We start from the raw sequence: 16,476 nt of genomic DNA, 5'->3' as shown, positions 1-16,476 counted from the left end.
CTGCCCCCATGACCGAAACCAAGGAACGCCTCGCCTCCCTCCACTCCTACCTCGCCTATCACGATGCCCCGAAGGCGCTTCGCTGGCTCGAACGCGCCTTCGGGTTCGAGACCACCATGGAGTTCGCCGACGACAAAGGGTTGATCCAGCACTCGGAGCTGCGGCTCGGCGGCGTCGGGATCATCGTGTTCAGCGCGGAAGAGGACTACGACCGCCCGGCCCGCAAGGGCGAGACGGTCGGCCACGGCCTCTACGTGAGCCTTCCGACGCAAGAGGCCGTGGACGCCGTCTTCGCTTCCGCCGTCGAAGCCGGCGCGACTCCGGTCTGGAAACCGGAGAACACCGAATGGGGCAATTACCGCTGCCGCGTCGACGATCTCGAAGGCTACGAATGGACTTTCGGCACGCACATCCCCGGAGAACCGCAGACCGATTGGAGCTAAAGCAACCGCGCGAACCACTCGCGAGTCCGGCGGAGCAGATCCAGCTGGTGATCACGTCCGCGGAGCGAATGCCCTTCACCGGGATACACGACGAGGTCGTGTTCGACGCCGAAGTGGCGTAGCGCGCGGTGGAAGAATTCCGCCTGGGACAAGGGGACGTTCGTGTCTGCCGCACCGTGCACGATCAGCACGGGGGTCTCGATCTTCGACGCGAAGGAGATCGGGCTGAGCTGATCGTGCCGGTGCGGGCCTGCCCCTTCCCAGCCGATACTCCCGCTGTGCGCGGATTCCACCAGCGGACCGAGTTCACCGGTCGCGGCGAGCATTCCCCAGTCGCAGATCCCGGCGACCATCAGCGCCGCCTCGAACCGGCGGGTCTGCCCGACGGCCCAGGCCGTCATATATCCGCCGTGACTCCCGCCCACGATCCCGAGCCGCTCCGGATCGGCCACCCCTTCGGCGACGAGGAGGTCGATCCCGGTCTCGATATCGCTCCATTCCTCCAGGCCGACCCGTCCCGCGACGGAAGCGGCGAATTCATGCCCATGGCCTTGTCCCCCACGGGGATTCGGCAGGAAGACGGCGTGCCCTGCCAGGGCCAGCCACTGCGCGGACGGGTACCAGTTGAGCATGAAGCGGTCCGCGTGCCGATCGTACGGTCCGCCGTGAACCCGCGTGACCAGCGAGAAAGGCCCGTCGGCCCGGGTCTTTCCCGGCGGCAGGACGAGCAGGCCGTCCAACGCGAGGCCGTCGGACGCCTTGTAGGACAACCGTTCCTGGGAGCCCCACGAAATCCCGGCGAACTCCGGCGCCGTGTCGCTGACTCGCGTCAACGCCCCGCCCAACGGTCCACAATGGACGTCTTTCGGCCGGTACGCGGTACTCAGCACGGTGACCACGATCTCGCCGTTCGAGGCGAGCGCGTCGGCTTGCCCGCGCCAGAACGACACTTCGCCGCCGCCGAGCCGATGGAGGGCCGAGTCGAGCCCGTCGGCGACGAGCACCAGAGGAGCACCGGAATTCACCTGCGCGAGCTTGACCGGACAGGTCGATTCCTCGGTCAGATTCCGATGTTCCCCGGTTTCCACGGAAACGTCGAAGACCGCCCGACCACCCACCGGTTCCGGGTTCCCGAGGTACGCGATGTGCCAGCCGCCCTCGTCCCGCCACCAAACCGGGCCGGCGGCTTCGAACGCGACCCGGCCGAGATCACGCCGCTCACCGGTTTCCAGGTCCAGCAAGGAAAGCCGGGGTTCGAGCCCGCCGGGGTCGACTTCCGGCGTCGGCCAGGTGACGACGGCGAGCGCTTTGTCGTCCTGGCGGCAGGCGACGTCGACGACGTGGTCTTCGATCAGCGTCGTGATCTCGCCGGTTCGAGGGTCGAAGCTCCGCAGCCGCGCCGGGCGAAGACTCTCACTCCAGACCCAGACGGCCGGAGCGGGCGTCTCGTCTTCGGCGATGAACACGATCCTGTCGCGCAGCGGAAGGAATCCGGTGATCTCACTCCCCCAGGCGAACAGCTCCTCGTCCCGCGAACAGACACGGCCGTCCCGGAGGAAATAGAGAGCATCCGCGGACCACCGGGGTGAGGATCCTTCGGCCAGCTTCCGCGGCTTTTCGCTGCCGTCCACAGCGGCGAGCCAGATCTCGGGGACGCCTTTCGTGATGGTCGAGACCTGGTAGGCCACCCATTTCCCGTCGGGGGAAAGCACGGGTTCCGACGGGAAATGGCTGTCGACGATCAGCTCAGCGGTCAGCATGTCCCCATCCTGCCGGAAATCATCGCGACAGTGTTTTGCCCAGTTTGTCGAGCCAGTCGCCCGTTCCCTGTTCCCGCCAGCTCGGTTCTTCGTGCCCGTCAAGGAAGGTGCCCTGCTCGATCAGCGTCAGCCGGGTTCCGTCCGCCTCGGCTTCGAGCAGCACCGTCGTGACCGACACGGTCGCCAGAACGTCGTTCGCGGAGAGTGTGCCCGCGTAGACGATCCGCTCGTTCTCGGCGATGTCCTCGTAGCGCGCTTCGAAGACCATCCGCTTCCCGTCATCGGGAGGACCGCTGGTGACCTCCTGGCCGCCGACACGGAAATCCAAGGAATGCCCGCCGCCCGGCACGGTGAACCAGCCCGCTTTCGCGGCGGGATCGGACCAGGCGGCGAAAACGCGTTCCGGCGACACCGGATAGACGCGTTCGAGGGTGAAAGTGGCGTGTTTGACGGTCATGACCGTTTCCCTTCATCGGAGTTCAGAAAGCCACCAAGGCGATCGAGCCGGTGTTCCCAGCCGGTGCGCTGCCCGCCGAGCCAGTCCTCGGCCATCCGCAGGCCGTCCGGTTCGAGGTGGCAGGTGCGGACGCGACCCGCCTTTTCCGACCGGACCAGCCCGCAGGCTTCGAGCACCTGGAGGTGCTGCATCACGGCGGGCAACGACATCGACAACGGCTGCGCGAGCTCCCCCACCGAGGCGGGCCCCCGGGTGAGGCGCTCGATCATTTCGCGGCGCGTCCCGTCGGAAAGCGCCTTGAACACCTGATCCATCTGTTGGTTAGGCACATGCTTAACTATGCACCCATGCCGAGCAATAGTCAAGTATCTGCTTAACTTTCTACTTCTCCGCGGTCATGCCCTCAACGAGCAGCCACTGGGAGGCCAGATACGAGGTCAGCACGAAGGTTTCGAGATTGGCCCGCACCCGCTCACTGGTCACGAAGTTGCGGCGGATCAGGATCGCCAGATCCGACGCGGAGAACAGCAGCGCGCCGGCGGCGATCCAGGTCCGGCGATCACCCGACGGGACCACCATCCCGCCCGACACGCGAGCCTTCGGCACCAAGACCGGGTCGGCCGCGAGGGTCGACGTCGTGCTCAGCAGGCCTCCGTAGACCGAAAGCACCGAAGACACCGGAGACGGCTTCGGGAGCGTCATCGCGACGGCGGCCGCAGCCCACGCCCCGAGCCGGGGCGTCGCGGTCGCGGCACGCGGACGTGCGCCGCGGCGCCACAGGAACGCGGAGTACAGCACCTGCATCACGCCGAACGACGTCGCGCCCTTGATCAGCTCACGGTCCTCATGCGACCGGCCCATGAAGTGGTCGCCCGCGCCTGCCGCGACCAAGGCGGCGACGAGCAGCCCCTTCTCCCCTGGTGCAAGCGTTTGTGCCCGGGCGACGCGAGCCGCGAGCACGGGGACCGCGGCCGGTTTCGTCACCAGTTGCAACCGCCGGTTGCCTGTCCTGGCGGAGTACACCGTGCCGATCGCGGCGGCGCCGAACAGGATCCGTTCGGCGAGCTTGAGGGCCTTCGCTGTTGACACTGACCACCTCCGGAACTTATTTCTGGGTAAGTTACCAGGCAGTCAGCCGTTTCTAGACGGCTTCACGGAAGGTACTCCGGTACGCGCTCGGCGAGACACCCAACGCGGCCTGGAGATGCTGCCGCAGCGACGCGGCCGTGCCGAACCCCGCCTCGGCCGCGACCTTGTCCACCGGCAGGTCGGTTTCTTCGAGCAGCTGACGGGCCCGTTCGATCCGTTGCTGGGTCAGCCACTGCAGCGCCGAAATCCCGACTTCGTCGCGGAACCGCCGTGTGAACGTCCTCGTGCTCATCGCCTCTTTCGCCGCCAGCTCGCGCAGCGTCAGCGGCCGGTCGAGGTTCTCCAGCGCCCAGGCCCGCGCCGCCGCCGTCGACGAGGACTGCGGTTCCGGCACCGGACGCCGGATGAACTGCGCCTGCCCGCCCTCGCGATGCGGCGAGACGACCGTGCCGCGCGCGACCTCGTTCGCGACCGCGGCGCCGTGATCACATCGGATCATGTGCAGGCAGAGGTCGATCCCGGACGCGACACCCGCCGCGGTCAGGACGTTCCCGTCGTCGGTGTAGAGCACGTTGGGATCGAGGTCGACCTTCGGGAACTTCGCCTGGAAATCCAGCGCCGAACGCCAGTGCGTGGTCGCCTTCCGGCCGTCGAGCAGTCCGGCGGCGGCGAGCACGAAGGCACCCGTGCAGATCGACGCGATTCTCGCCTCCGGCCGGATCAGCTCCAGCGCCCGCGCGAGCGGCTCGGTGAGGTCGTGCCCCGACGGTTCGTATTCGGTGGACGAGGCCGGGATGACGACGGTGTCGGCCTCGGCCAGCACCTCCGGGCCGAGCGGGACCGAGATGGCGACATCGGCGTCGGTCCGGATCTGGCCGGGTTCCGGCGTGCAGGTGACGACTTCGTAGAGCGGCTCGCCGTCGGCCGATTTGGCCGTGCCGAAGAGCCGGATGACGATGCCCAGCTCCATCACCAGCATTCCGTGCCGGACTAGCACGGCGACCCGATGACGGCCGGGATACCCGAAAAAGCCCATGGCCTGATTCTTGCACATGTTGGCCATCGGGCCACTCGCGTCGACCGCCGGGCCGCGCGACGGTGGACACATGAACGTGTTGTGGATCTTCGCCCATCCGGAACCCCGCTCCCTCGGCGGCTCACTGCGTGACGAAGGCGTGCGCACCCTTCGCGCGCAGGGCGCCGACGTCCGGGAATCCGACCTGTACGCGATGAAGTGGAAGGCCGTCGTCGACGCCGACGACTTCGGCCGGGCCGCTTCCACAGACCGGCTCGTCGTCGGCTCGACGTCGAAGAACGCCTTCGAGACCGGCGAACTCGGCGAAGACATCCGCGCCGAGCACGAGAAACTGGCGTGGGCGGACACGGTGATCGTCCAGTTCCCGCTGTGGTGGTACGGGATGCCCGCGATCCTCAAGGGCTGGTTCGACCGCGTTTTCGTCAAGGGTTTCGCTTACGGCGTGCAACGCCCCGACGGCCGGACGTCGCGCTATGGCGAAGGGGTGCTGGCCGGAAAGCGCGCCATGGTCCTGCTGACCGCGGGCGCGCCGGAAGCCACCATCGGACCGCGCGGCGTGAACGGCGAGATCAACGACGTGTTGTTCCCGCTACAGCACGGAACCCTTTGGTACGCCGGGATGTCCGTCCTCCCTCCGCTCACGGTCTGCGGCGCCGACCGCGTTTCTCCCGAGCAGTACGAGGCCGCCGCCGAGACACTGCGCGAACGGCTTCGAACACTGTCCACTCGCGACCCGATCCCGTTCCGCTCCCAGAACGGCGGCGACTACGACGAGAACCTCGTCCTGCGCGACGACCTCGCTCCCGGCCGGGGCGGCATCGGCGTCCACGTCTCCAGGCCGGAACTCGCGTGATTGAAGGCGGAACTCCGTGTTACGGCTCCAATCACGCGAGTTACGGCTCCAATCACGCGAGTTCCGGCCCGGTTGACCCTGTATTACTTCGCGGTTATATTCCCCTTGAGGCACATTAGGAGGTAACCGTGAACCCTCGCGCCCGGTTGGAAACCGTCGGAGAGCGCCCCGCGCTGCGGATCGAACGCCGTCTCGCGCATCGGCCGGAGCGCGTCTGGCGGGCGATCACCGAACCGTCGGAGCTCGCGAAGTGGTTCCCCGCGGCGGTCGCCGTCGACCTGCGACCGGGCGGGACCATCGAGTTCACTTTCGAAGGCGAAGAGACTCCGACAGCGGGCGAGGTGCTCGAAGCCGACGAGCCTCGCGTGTTCGCGTTCAGCTGGAACGAGGACGTGCTGCGCTGGGAGATCACTCCGGAGGGCGACGGCAGCCGTCTGCTGTTCACCCATACGTTCGGCCGGGGTGAACCCGCGATCGCCAGGATCGCGGCGGGCCGCACGGCCGCCGGCTGGGACAGCTGCCTCGTCGCGCTCACCGCCCTGCTCGACGGCGAGGACCACGAGCCGCCGCAGGACTGGGTCGGCCCCATCGAGGCCTACATCGAGGAGTTCGGGCTCGCCGACGGCGAAGTACTGGAAACCGGCGAGGGCAAGGTGATCCGCTTCCGCCGCGACCTGATCTGGAAACCGCTCGACGACGTCTGGCCGCTTCTCACGCCCGAAAAGGCGTCGGGCACGGTCATCCGCGAAGAACCGCCGCGGCTGCTGGAGCTCTCCCTGCCGCGCGGCGGCGTCGTGCGCTGGGAGTTCAGCCATTCCGAACTCGACGGCACCATGGTGGAGCTGACGCAGACCGTCCCGGACGGACAGGACGATGTCGTGCCCGAGGCGCTGCGAAGCTGGCGCGAGAAGCTGAAGGAGTTCTTCGCGGCGGCTCACGGAGGCTGATCTCCACCCTGGGGATGACCTCCGCCGGACGGACGCGCACCCGCCACCCGTCCGGCTAAGTTCGCCGTATGAAACAGCCGTCGGCGCTCCCGCAGCGGGTGGCGTACCTGATCGACGCGCTTCTCGCGGTGGTCCTCGTCGTGGCCGTCGGCGGGAACCTCGCCGCGCGGACCTGGACGTTCCTCATCGCCATCCCGATGTGGCTCGCCTGGGCGACGGTCGCCGCCAGCGGCATCGCGATCGCGTTGCGGCGCCACCGGCCCTTGGTCGCCTACGGCCTCGGCCTCGGCAGCCTGATCCCGGCCCTGCTCGCCGGCAACGGGCTTGGCCCGGCCGCGCTCCTGGCCACCGCGTGCGCCCTGTACACCGTGGCGCTGGAACATCCGCGGCCCCGCTCGCTGATCGCGATGGGGCTCGGCCTGGTCGTCGTCATGATCTTCGAGTTCCTGCGGCTCGGGCCGAACACGATCGCGTCGACGGCCTTCGCGGGCGGCGGGGTGGCGGGCTCGTGGGCGCTGGGCTGGATGACGCGGCAACGGCGCGCGAATCTGGCCCAGCTCGCCGATACCCAGGCCGATCAGGCGGTTTCCGACGAACGGCTGCGCATCGCGCGCGAAATGCACGACGTCGTCGCGCACAGCATGAGCCTGATCGCGGTCAAGGCGGCCGTCGGCAACCACGTCGCGAAGGAACAGCCCGAAGAAGCCCGCGAAGCGTTGCGGGTCATTGAACTCACCAGCCGAGAAACCCTCGTCGAACTCCGGCGGATGCTCGGCGTCCTCCGCTCGGGTGACGGGACGCCCGAAGCGGCGCTCGGGCCCGCGCCGAAACTCGCCGATCTGCGGACCCTCGCCGAACGGGCCGGACAGGCCGGGGTGCGCGTCGAGTTGTCCGGCGAGGCGGTGGACGACCTCCCCGAAGGCGTCGCGCTTTCGGTCTACCGCATCACCCAGGAGGCGGTGACCAACGTCGTGAAGCACGCGGGGCCGTCGGCCTGCCGGGTCACGATCACCGAAGGCGCCGGCGAGGTCAGCGTCGAAATCGTCGACGACGGGCGCGGTGAAGGCTCGCCGTCGACCGGCGGCGGGCACGGTTTGATCGGCATGCGCGAACGCGTCGCCGTCTACGGTGGTGACTTCGAAGCGGGCCCGCTGCCCGCCGGGGGCTTCCGGGTGTTCGCGCGGCTGCCGTACGCCGCCAAGGAAGTGGGGACACGATGATCCGCGTACTGATCGCCGACGACCAGGCGTTGCTGCGCGGCAGTTTCCGCGTGCTCGTCGACAGCGCGCCGGACCTCGAAGTCGTCGGGGAGGCGAGCGACGGCGTGGAGGCGGCGGAACTGGCCGAGAAGGAACGCCCCGACGTCGTGCTGATGGACGTCCGCATGCCGGAGCTGGACGGGATCGAAGCGACCCGGCGGATCTGCGCGTCGGCCGCCACCGAAGGCGTCCACGTGCTGATGCTGACGACCTTCGACCTCGACGCCTACGTCTATTCGGCCCTGCGCGCGGGTGCCAGCGGATTCCTGCTGAAGGACACCCCGCCCGCCGAACTGCTGACCGCGATCCGAGTCGTCGCGGCGGGCGAAGGGCTGCTCGCCCCTTCGATCACGCGAAGGCTCATCGCCGAATTCGCCCGGCTGCCCGAACCGGGCCAGCGCGTCGCGGCGTCGCTGGACAACATCACCACCCGCGAACGCGAGGTCCTCGGCCTGATCGCGCGCGGCCTGTCGAACGACGAGATCGCCGGAACCCTGCACCTCGGGCTGGCGACGGTGAAGACGCATATCGGCCATCTCCTGCACAAACTCGCGGCACGCGACCGGGCGCAGCTCGTGATCGCGGCCTACGAGTCCGGCCTGGTGCGCGCCTCCGTCCAGTGAGCAGGTGGGTCCCCGTGGTCGTGAGTGGCGATTCGGGTTAGAACCCGAATCGCCACTCACGACCACCGCCCGGCCCCAAAAGACGTTGCCTACGCCACACGCGAAGTGACCGTCGAGTAGCTAGGCTGCGGTTTCATGAGCAGTGCGACGGAGCCGCTCGGGACGCCGCCCGAGGACGAACCGGACATCCACACGACGGCCGGCAAGCTGGCCGACCTGTACCGCCGGTATGACGAGGCGGTGCACGCGGGTTCCGCGAGGGCGGTGGAGAAACAGCACGCCAAGGGCAAGAAGACCGCTCGCGAGCGGATCGACCTGCTGCTGGACGAAGGCTCGTTCGTCGAACTCGACGAGCTGGCGAAGCACCGCTCGGTGAACTTCGGCCAGGAGAAGAACCGGCCCTACGGCGACGGCGTCGTCACCGGCTACGGCACCGTCGACGGCCGCCCGGTGTGCGTGTTCAGCCAGGACGTCACCGTCTTCGGCGGTTCACTCGGCGAGGTGTACGGCGAGAAGATCGTCAAGGTGATGGACCTGGCGATCAAGACCGGCCGTCCGATCGTCGGCATCAACGAAGGCGGCGGCGCGCGGATCCAGGAAGGCGTCGTCTCGCTCGGGCTGTACGGCGAGATCTTCAACCGCAACGTCAAGGCGTCCGGCGTCATCCCGCAGATCTCGCTGATCATGGGCGCCAACGCGGGCGGGCACGTCTACTCCCCCGCGCTGACCGACTTCGTGGTGATGGTCGACAAGACCTCCCACATGTTCATCACCGGCCCCGACGTCGTGAAGACCGTGACCGGCGAAGAGGTCTCCTTCGAGGAGCTCGGCGGCGGGCGCACGCACAACACCCGTTCGGGCGTCGCGCACTACCTCGGTTCCGACGACGAGGACGCCATCGCGTACGTGAAGGAACTGCTCGCGTTCCTCCCGGCGAACAACCTGTCCGAAGCGCCGCTGTTCGAGACCGACTCGGCGCCCGGCGGGTTCTTCGACGACGTCACCGACACCGACCGCGAGCTCGACACGCTGATCCCGGATTCGCCGAACCAGCCGTACGACATGCACGAGGTCATCAACCGCGTCGTGGACGACGGCGACTTCCTCGAGGTGCACGAACTGTTCGCGCCCAACATCCTGGTCGGCTTCGGCCGGGTGAACGGGCGCAGCGTCGGCATCGTGGCGAACCAGCCGACCCAGTTCGCGGGCTGCCTCGACATCGACGCGTCCGAGAAGGCCGCGCGGTTCGTGCGCACCTGCGACGCGTTCAACATCCCGGTGCTGACCTTCGTCGACGTCCCCGGCTTCCTGCCCGGCACCGACCAGGAGTGGAACGGCATCATCCGGCGCGGCGCGAAGCTGATCTACGCCTACGCCGAAGCGACCGTCCCGCTCGTCACCGTCATCACCCGCAAGGCGTACGGCGGCGCGTACGACGTCATGGGGTCGAAGCACCTCGGCGCGGACATCAACCTGGCGTGGCCGACGGCGCAGGTCGCGGTCATGGGCGCGCAGGGCGCGGCGAACATCGTGCACCGCAAGACACTCGCCGCGGCCGCCGCCGACGGCAAGGACGTCGACGCGCTGCGCGCCGAGCTGATCCAGGAGTACGAGGACACGCTCCTGAACCCGTACGCGGCGGCCGAGCGCGGTTACGTCGACTCGGTGATCGTGCCCGCGCACACCCGCGGCCACATCGCGAAGGCGCTGTCGCTGCTCCAAGGCAAGCGGGAAAGCCTGCCGCCCAAGAAGCACGGGAACATCCCGCTGTGAGCACGCCCGAAACCCCGCTGCTGAAGGTCGTCCGCGGCAATCCGGACGACGCCGAACTCGCCGCGCTGACCGCCGTGGTCGCGGCGGCGGCCGGCGCGCGGGCGCCGGAACCGGCGCCGAAACGGGATTCGTGGTGGGCGGACAAGGCTTCGCTCGTGCGGGCCCCGCTCGCCCCCGGTGAAGGCGCTTGGCGGGCTTCGGCGCTTCCTCGCTGACACGGCCCGTCTGACGGCGCGGATCCGGTTTCCGCGGACTATGGTGACAGTCCTGCCGACCGGATCCGCCCTCAGAAAGCCGTGCGTGACGAACCAGGATCAGCTGTCCACCGAGTTGCGCCGTCTGCGCAAAGCCGCCGGGTTGTCCGGTACCGAAGCGGCCAGGCTCACCGGTCTCAGTCAGTCGAAGGTCTCGCGCGTCGAAACCGGCGCGTTCATGCCGACGGAGGACCAGGTCGTCGCGCTGTGCCGGGCGTACCGCGCACCCGCGAAGGTCCGGCGGGCGCTGGTCGCGATCACGCGGGACCTTCGCGAAGAGGCGTCGTCGGCCCGCGTCGTCCTCCAGCGCGGTGCCTGGCGGATGCAGCAGCGCATCGGCAAGATCGAGACCGCGTCCGCGCGCATCCGCAGTTTCCAGCCGACCATCGTGTTCGGCCTGCTCCAGACCCGCGACTACATCACCGCGCTGTTCGACGATTCCCTGCCGTCGGACGAACGCGACCAGACCGTCGAGGCCCGGCTGGAACGCCAGCGGATCCTCGACTCGAACCGTGACTTCCACTTCGTGCTCACCGAAGGCGCCCTGCGCTGGAACATGGGCGGCGCGGCGACCATGCTCGCTCAGCTCGGCCACCTCATCGAGGTGTCCCGCCGCGGCCGGGTGCGGCTCGGCGTCATCCCGTGGACCACGCCGGTGTCGGTCGCCGTGCTCCACGGTTTCGACATCTACGACTCGCGCGCGGTGCTCCTCGGGACGCAGACGGCCACGGCGCTCGTCACGGACGAACGCGAAGTCGCCGACTACGAGAAGAACTTCGCCGAAGTCGAGCGCTACGCCACTTATGGCGATGTCGCCTGCTCGCATCTGACGCGGATCGCGGCCGATTACCGACAGCTCGCGGTCGAACCACTTCGGTGACCTAAGACCCTTTGCGCTATGCACTCCGAGAGTGCATCGTGAGTAAAGCAGCTGTCGGTGAAGGCCCACTTTCGTGCGCCGAACGCGATCACCGAAGCCGTTCACCGACCAGCGGGCACAGATCACCCGATCTCGCCAACTTTGCTGCCGCGCAACCCGTCTACTTGCCGAAACAGTCACTGGGGAAAGGGCCTCCGATGACCACCTGGCACGAGAACATGACCGGCTGGCACAAGTCGACCTACACGCACTGGGAAGAGAACGCCTGCGTCGAGGTCGGCGCCGCGCCCGGCCTGGTCGGCATCCGGGACACCAAACAGTGGGCGATGCCGGACGAGACCCGGCCCATCCTGGTGCTGCCGTCCGAGTCCTTCGCCGCGCTCCTCGAGCACCTTGGCCGATGAACGACGTCGCCGAGCCGTACATGGTCCACCATCCACGGGAGATGGCGGGCCAGCTGATCAACGGCAACTGGATCGTCGCGCGCTGGGAACACCTCGGTGAGGACGAGGACCTGGACCGCTGGACGGCCGTCCTCCGCGAGTACTGCGCGGAGCTGGACGTCGATCCGTACGTCATCAACATCCCGCGGAAGAGCCTGACCATCGTCTTCAACGGCGCGCTGCCCGCGCCGACGTTCGAACAGCTGGAGAATTCGATCGCGGCCATCGAGTACCACCGCTTCCTCGAACGCGAAATCGGCCCGAGACCGCTGAACTGACCCGCGAGTTACGCCTCCAGACACACGAGTTACGCCTCCAGACACGCGAGTCACGCCTCCAAGCACGCGAACCCCGTACTTGAGCCCGGCCGCGCCCTGCCATATAGTCCACTCGGAATAATCAGTACGGAATCTTCCGAGAGGATCATCATGGCCGCGAAGCTCACCCCGCTCGCCATGGCGGTGCTGGAACTCCTTCACGAGCGGCCCATGCATCCGTACGAGATGGCGCAGCTGATGAAGGAGCGCTACGTCAGCACGCGCGTCAAAGTGAAGGCCGGCTCGCTCTACCACACGGTCGACCGCCTGGCGGAGAACGGTTTCGTCGAGATCGTCGAGACACAGCGGGACGGGAAACGCCCCGAGCGCACCCTGTACGCGATGACGGAGGCCGGTCGCGACGAGTTCGTCGACCGGGCGCAGGACATGCTGGCCACGCCCGCCGAGGAGTACCCCGAGTACCTCAGCGCGCTCGCCGTCATCGACGAACTCGGCCCGGAAATGACGCTCACCCAGCTCAAACACCGCGTGCTGCGGCTACAGGCCGCCATCGCTTCCGATCAGGTCGTGCTCGAAAACCTGGTCAAGGAGCACAAGCTCCCCGAGGTCTACTGGCTCGACTGGTCCTATGCCACCGCGCGGCGCGCCTTCGAGCTCGAGTGGACCCAGAAGCTGATCGAGGACCTCGAATCCGGTCGCATCGGGTTCCAGGGCCACTGCACGCCGCACCTCAACCTGGTCACCGAGGACGACACCGATGAACGCAAGACAAGCTAACCCGTGGGCGGCGCTTTCCGCGCTGTGCCTGGGTTTCTTCATGATCCTGCTGGACACCACGATCGTTTCGACCGCGATTCCCGCGATGCTGCGCGAACTCGGCGCCGGGCTGAACGCGATCGTCTGGGTGATCAGCGTCTACCTGCTCACCTACGCGGTGCCGATGCTGTTCGCCAGCCGCCTCGGCGACCGCTTCGGCCCGAAACGCGTCTACCTGACCGGGCTCGTGGTGTTCACCCTGGCCTCGCTGTGGTGCGGCCTGTCCGGTTCGGTGGAGATGCTGATCGCGGCCCGCGCGGTGCAGGGACTCGGGGCCGCTTTGATGACGCCGCAGACGCTGGCGTTCATCAGCCACCTGTTCCCACCGTCGAAACGCGGCCCCGCGATGGGACTCTGGAGCGGTGTCGCCGGCATCGCTGCCATCACCGGACCGCTGCTCGGTGGCGTGCTCGTCGACCACCTCGGCTGGGAATGGATCTTCTTCGTCAATCTGCCGGTCGGCGTGGTCGCGTTCGCGCTGGCGCTGCTCAAGGTGCCGGACTGGCAGCCGAAACACTCGCATTCCTTCGACGTTCCCGGGATCCTGCTGTCCGGCGCAGGCTTGTTCTTGGTCGTCTACGGCGTCCAAAATGGGCAGCACTACGAGTGGGGCCGCGTGTTCGGGCCGATCACCGTATTCGAGATCATCGGCGCCGGCGTCGCGCTGCTGGTCGCTTTTGTGCTGTGGCAACGGTTCAACCGCAAGGAACCGTTGCTGCCACTGGGTGTCTTCGCGAACCGCAACTTCTCGGCCGGGGCGCTGACCGCGGTCACCGTCGGCTTCGCGATGACCGGCATGTTCCTGCCGCTGGTGATCTACATCCAGGCCGTACTCGGCGAATCACCGACGATGTCCGGGTTGCTGTTCGCGCCGATGTCCTTGCTGGCTGGCATGATCGGCCCGTTCGTCGGCCGCGCTTCGGACAAGGTCAACGGCAAGTTCCTGCTGATCATCGGACTGGCGGCGCTGGCCGTGGGGCTGGGCCTGGTGGCGCTGATCGCGCGGGCGGGAACGAACGCGTGGACACTCACCCCGGCGCTGCTGGTGGCCGGCCTCGGAATCGGGTTCATCTTCGCGCCGATGGGCAACCTGGCGATGAGTTCGGTCGAACCGCGGCTCGTCGGGACCGCGTCGGGCATCTTCAACACCGCCCGCCAGGTCGGCGGCGTACTCGGCAGCGCCGCCGTCGGCGTGCTGCTGCAGGCGCGGATCAGCGCTTCGATCGCCGACGAGGCGGCGTCGGCCGCGAGCGCGTTGCCGGAGCAGTATCGGGCGCCGTTCGCGGAAGGCGTCGCGAAGGCCGCGGAGTCGACCGGGGAGTTCGGTTCTTCCGGGCCGACGGCGTTCCCCGGCCTGTCTTCCGATGTCGCCGAGCAGGCGCAACGGCTCGCGCTCGACGCCGTCCACAGTGGACTTACCGACGCGGCGCGGGTGACGCTGCTGCTCCCGGCCGCGGTGCTGGTGCTGGGCGTGCTCGCGGCGCTCACCATGCGCCGCCCCGCTTCGCGGGCGCCTCGCTCCCCCGTCCTGGAACCCGCCGCCAGCGCCGCCTGACCCCTTGCCCCCGCCCGCAATTCGTCACCTACTTGCGTGACCGGGACCCACCGCCGACGCAATGAACGGTCCTTTCCTTGCGAAATTTGCAAGGAAAGGACCGTTCCTCATCCGCGGGAGGGCGGAAGCTACCTACCGGCGGTACCGCAGGCCGTAGCCGTACGGGTACAGCGCCTTCTTGCCGTCGCCGACGTTCACCGGTTCCTGCGCCGCACTGGTCGGCCAGCTGAACGTCAGCTTCCCGGTCGGGTTGTAGTCGCCGTAAAGGACATCGGCGACGCCGGCGCCTTCGCTGCCAGGGAGCCAAGCGGCGAGAAGCCCGTCGAACCGCGGCAGTTGCGGAGCGATGTCGAGCGGGCGCCCGGACACGGTCACCACGACGACCGGGACCCCGGTGCTCTTCAGTTTGGCGATCGTGGCGAGGTCTTCCGCGTCGAGTCCGAAGCCGTTCGGACGGTCTCCCTGTCCTTCGGCGTACGGCGTTTCGCCCACCACGGCGACGGCGACCCGGTAGCTGCCGTCGATTCCGTTACCCGCACGGTCATAGGTCACCGTGGTTCCCTTCCCCGCCCCCGACTTGATGCCGTCGAGGATGGTCGTGCCCGGGATCACCGGGCCGCTCTGGCCTTGCCAGGTGAGCGTCCAGCCGCCCGCCTGGTTACCGATGTCGTTCGCGTTCTTGCCCGCGACGAAGATCTTGTTGTTCTTCTTCGCCAGTGGCAGCACACCGTTGTTCTTCAGCAGTACCTGGGATTCGCGGACGGCCTGCCTGGCCAGTTCGCGATGTTCCTTGCTGCCGAACGTTTTCTGGAGCGAACGGTCGGTGTACGGGCGCTCGAACAGGCCGAGCTTGAACTTCTCCGCCAGGATGCGGCGGTTCGCGTCGTCGATCCGGTCGCGTGAGACACGGCCCGCCTCGACTTCGGCCTTGAGATAGGCGATGAACTGCGGCGCGTCCCACGGGACCATGAACATGTCGATGCCCGCGTTGACCGAGAGCCGCACCTCTTCGGGAGTGAAGCCTTCCTTGCCGTCGATCTGGTTGATCGCGTTGTAGTCCGAGATCACCAGGCCGGAGAACCGGAGTTCCTTCTTGAGGACGTCGGTGATGAGGTACTTCTCGGCGTGCATGCGCACACCTTGGAAACTGGAGAACGAGATCATCACCGAACCGACGCCGCGGTCGATCGCCTCGCGGAACGGCGGCAGGTGGATCTGGCGCAGTTCGCGTTCGCTGATCACGGTGTCGCCCTGGTCGATGCCGTTCGCCGTGCCGCCGTCGCCGACGTAGTGCTTCGCCGTCGCGAGCACCGATCCCGGTTTCTCGCCGAGCCTGCGCCCTTGAAGGCCGGTGATGGCCGACGCGTTGGCGATGGCGTCGCGCGGGGATTCGCCGAAGGATTCGTAGGTCCGGCCCCAGCGATCGTCACGGGCGACGCACAGGCACGGCGAAAAGTCCCACTGCGGACCGGTTCCGGCGACTTCCAGCGCTGTCGCACGGCCGATCTTCTCGACCAGGCGCGGATTGTTGGCCGCGCCGAGGCCGATGTTGTGCGGGAAGATCGTCGCGCCGTAGACGTTGTTGTGGCCGTGCACGGCGTCGACGCCGTAGAGCGTGGGGATGCCGAGCGGCGTCGAAATCGCCGCCTTCTGGTACGAGTCGACCATGTCGGCCCACCCGTTCGGCGTGTTGCTGGCGGGCACCGAGCCGCCGCCGGAGAGCAAGGACCCCAGTTTGAGCGCGGCGGCCTGATCGGGCGTGACCGCGCCGCGTTCGGCCTGGGTCATCTGGCCGATCTTGTCGTCGAGGCTCATCCGCTTGAGCAGGTCGTTCACCCGTGCGGAGGTCGAAGCGTGGGGATTCTTGTAGACCGGCCCGGGGGCGGCGGACGCCATCGGCGCCAGGGCCGAACCGGCCAGGAGCAGTCCTGCGAGCACTGTGGTTTGCGTCGTGCGAAGCGATCTTCTGACGCGGAGGCGGGACGGCATTGGTTCCTCCGTAGCTCGAAC

Annotated in this window: 18 protein-coding genes; 12 read left to right on the top strand and 6 right to left on the bottom strand. The window is 67.8% G+C overall.

Annotated features, from left to right (window positions below; all coding sequences use genetic code 11):
- The first annotated feature begins 8 nt into the window (after positions 1-8).
- A complete protein-coding gene (locus tag DL991_RS37465) occupies positions 9-443 on the top strand; it encodes a VOC family protein (protein ID WP_125789021.1) in 435 nt (144 codons plus the stop codon).
- Here DL991_RS37465 and DL991_RS37460 read toward each other — a convergent pair.
- The 5 genes from DL991_RS37460 to DL991_RS37440 form a co-directional block, all read right to left on the bottom strand.
- A complete protein-coding gene (locus tag DL991_RS37460; RefSeq protein WP_125789020.1) occupies positions 440-2,203 on the bottom strand; it encodes a prolyl oligopeptidase family serine peptidase in 1,764 nt (587 codons plus the stop codon). The two genes, DL991_RS37465 and DL991_RS37460, sit on opposite strands and share 4 nt — an antisense overlap.
- 19 nt (positions 2,204-2,222) lie before the next feature.
- A complete protein-coding gene (locus DL991_RS37455) occupies positions 2,223-2,660 on the bottom strand; it encodes an SRPBCC family protein (protein ID WP_125789019.1) in 438 nt (145 codons plus the stop codon).
- Positions 2,657-2,974, bottom strand: coding sequence for a helix-turn-helix transcriptional regulator (locus tag DL991_RS37450; protein WP_125789100.1), 318 nt, complete (start codon positions 2,972-2,974; stop codon positions 2,657-2,659). Before DL991_RS37450 ends, DL991_RS37455 begins: the two co-directional genes overlap by 4 nt.
- A gap of 67 nt (positions 2,975-3,041) precedes the next feature.
- On the bottom strand, positions 3,042-3,749 hold the full coding sequence (locus DL991_RS37445) for a lysoplasmalogenase family protein (RefSeq protein WP_125789018.1): 708 nt from the start codon (positions 3,747-3,749) through the stop codon (positions 3,042-3,044).
- A gap of 52 nt (positions 3,750-3,801) precedes the next feature.
- The gene (locus DL991_RS37440) at positions 3,802-4,812 is read right to left on the bottom strand and encodes a GlxA family transcriptional regulator (protein WP_199746260.1); all 1,011 of its coding nucleotides are present in this window, start codon (positions 4,810-4,812) and stop codon (positions 3,802-3,804) included.
- 43 nt (positions 4,813-4,855) lie between these two features.
- Between DL991_RS37440 and DL991_RS37435 the strand changes: the two genes are divergently transcribed.
- From DL991_RS37435 to DL991_RS37385, 11 genes are all read left to right on the top strand, one after another.
- Positions 4,856-5,638 carry an NAD(P)H-dependent oxidoreductase gene (locus tag DL991_RS37435; protein WP_125789016.1) on the top strand — a complete coding sequence of 261 codons (783 nt, stop codon included), beginning with the start codon at positions 4,856-4,858 and terminating at the stop codon, positions 5,636-5,638.
- Positions 5,639-5,766: 128 nt separating this feature from the next.
- Complete coding sequence (locus tag DL991_RS37430) at positions 5,767-6,585, top strand: SRPBCC family protein (RefSeq protein WP_125789015.1); 819 nt, start codon at positions 5,767-5,769, stop codon at positions 6,583-6,585.
- 68 nt (positions 6,586-6,653) lie between these two features.
- Positions 6,654-7,805 carry a sensor histidine kinase gene (locus DL991_RS37425; protein ID WP_125789014.1) on the top strand — a complete coding sequence of 384 codons (1,152 nt, stop codon included), beginning with the start codon at positions 6,654-6,656 and terminating at the stop codon, positions 7,803-7,805.
- Positions 7,802-8,467: a response regulator transcription factor gene (locus DL991_RS37420; RefSeq protein ID WP_125789013.1), complete on the top strand. Its 666-nt coding sequence runs from the start codon at positions 7,802-7,804 to the stop codon at positions 8,465-8,467. Before DL991_RS37425 ends, DL991_RS37420 begins: the two co-directional genes overlap by 4 nt.
- A gap of 135 nt (positions 8,468-8,602) precedes the next feature.
- Complete coding sequence (locus DL991_RS37415) at positions 8,603-10,240, top strand: acyl-CoA carboxylase subunit beta (protein WP_125789012.1); 1,638 nt, start codon at positions 8,603-8,605, stop codon at positions 10,238-10,240.
- On the top strand, positions 10,237-10,455 hold the full coding sequence (locus tag DL991_RS37410; RefSeq protein WP_125789011.1) for an acyl-CoA carboxylase subunit epsilon: 219 nt from the start codon (positions 10,237-10,239) through the stop codon (positions 10,453-10,455). The genes DL991_RS37415 and DL991_RS37410 overlap by 4 nt, the downstream gene beginning before the upstream one ends.
- Positions 10,456-10,540: 85 nt before the next feature.
- Positions 10,541-11,374 (top strand): helix-turn-helix transcriptional regulator, encoded by an 834-nt coding sequence (locus DL991_RS37405; protein WP_125789010.1) that lies wholly within the window; start codon positions 10,541-10,543, stop codon positions 11,372-11,374.
- Between the two features lie 197 nt (positions 11,375-11,571).
- Positions 11,572-11,778 carry a DUF397 domain-containing protein gene (locus tag DL991_RS37400; protein WP_125789009.1) on the top strand — a complete coding sequence of 69 codons (207 nt, stop codon included), beginning with the start codon at positions 11,572-11,574 and terminating at the stop codon, positions 11,776-11,778.
- A complete protein-coding gene (locus DL991_RS37395) occupies positions 11,775-12,095 on the top strand; it encodes a hypothetical protein (RefSeq protein WP_125789008.1) in 321 nt (106 codons plus the stop codon). The genes DL991_RS37400 and DL991_RS37395 overlap by 4 nt, the downstream gene beginning before the upstream one ends.
- Before the next feature lie 150 nt (positions 12,096-12,245).
- Positions 12,246-12,872: a PadR family transcriptional regulator gene (locus tag DL991_RS37390; RefSeq protein WP_125789007.1), complete on the top strand. Its 627-nt coding sequence runs from the start codon at positions 12,246-12,248 to the stop codon at positions 12,870-12,872.
- Positions 12,853-14,466 carry a DHA2 family efflux MFS transporter permease subunit gene (locus DL991_RS37385; protein ID WP_125789006.1) on the top strand — a complete coding sequence of 538 codons (1,614 nt, stop codon included), beginning with the start codon at positions 12,853-12,855 and terminating at the stop codon, positions 14,464-14,466. Before DL991_RS37390 ends, DL991_RS37385 begins: the two co-directional genes overlap by 20 nt.
- Before the next feature lie 132 nt (positions 14,467-14,598).
- Here DL991_RS37385 and DL991_RS37380 read toward each other — a convergent pair whose 3' ends face one another.
- On the bottom strand, positions 14,599-16,404 hold the full coding sequence (locus DL991_RS37380) for a glycoside hydrolase family 3 protein (RefSeq protein ID WP_125789005.1): 1,806 nt from the start codon (positions 16,402-16,404) through the stop codon (positions 14,599-14,601).
- Positions 16,405-16,476 lie beyond the last annotated feature (72 nt).

Source organism: Amycolatopsis sp. WAC 01375 (assembly GCF_003947325.1).
Classification (GTDB): Bacteria; Actinomycetota; Actinomycetes; order Mycobacteriales; family Pseudonocardiaceae; genus Amycolatopsis.
This window is presented reverse-complemented; position numbering and strand designations above follow the sequence as displayed.

Coding starts and splice junctions, on each gene's coding strand:
- DL991_RS37420 (WP_125789013.1), top strand. CDS start 7,802: ATGATCCGCGTACTGATCGCCGACGACCAGGCGTTGCTGCGCGGCAGT.
- DL991_RS37440 (WP_199746260.1), bottom strand. CDS start 4,812: ATGGCCAACATGTGCAAGAATCAGGCCATGGGCTTTTTCGGGTATCCC.
- DL991_RS37465 (WP_125789021.1), top strand. CDS start 9: ATGACCGAAACCAAGGAACGCCTCGCCTCCCTCCACTCCTACCTCGCC.
- DL991_RS37400 (WP_125789009.1), top strand. CDS start 11,572: ATGACCACCTGGCACGAGAACATGACCGGCTGGCACAAGTCGACCTAC.
- DL991_RS37425 (WP_125789014.1), top strand. CDS start 6,654: ATGAAACAGCCGTCGGCGCTCCCGCAGCGGGTGGCGTACCTGATCGAC.
- DL991_RS37395 (WP_125789008.1), top strand. CDS start 11,775: ATGAACGACGTCGCCGAGCCGTACATGGTCCACCATCCACGGGAGATG.
- DL991_RS37435 (WP_125789016.1), top strand. CDS start 4,856: ATGAACGTGTTGTGGATCTTCGCCCATCCGGAACCCCGCTCCCTCGGC.
- DL991_RS37455 (WP_125789019.1), bottom strand. CDS start 2,660: ATGACCGTCAAACACGCCACTTTCACCCTCGAACGCGTCTATCCGGTG.
- DL991_RS37385 (WP_125789006.1), top strand. CDS start 12,853: ATGAACGCAAGACAAGCTAACCCGTGGGCGGCGCTTTCCGCGCTGTGC.
- DL991_RS37415 (WP_125789012.1), top strand. CDS start 8,603: ATGAGCAGTGCGACGGAGCCGCTCGGGACGCCGCCCGAGGACGAACCG.
- DL991_RS37450 (WP_125789100.1), bottom strand. CDS start 2,974: ATGGATCAGGTGTTCAAGGCGCTTTCCGACGGGACGCGCCGCGAAATG.
- DL991_RS37390 (WP_125789007.1), top strand. CDS start 12,246: ATGGCCGCGAAGCTCACCCCGCTCGCCATGGCGGTGCTGGAACTCCTT.
- DL991_RS37460 (WP_125789020.1), bottom strand. CDS start 2,203: ATGCTGACCGCTGAGCTGATCGTCGACAGCCATTTCCCGTCGGAACCC.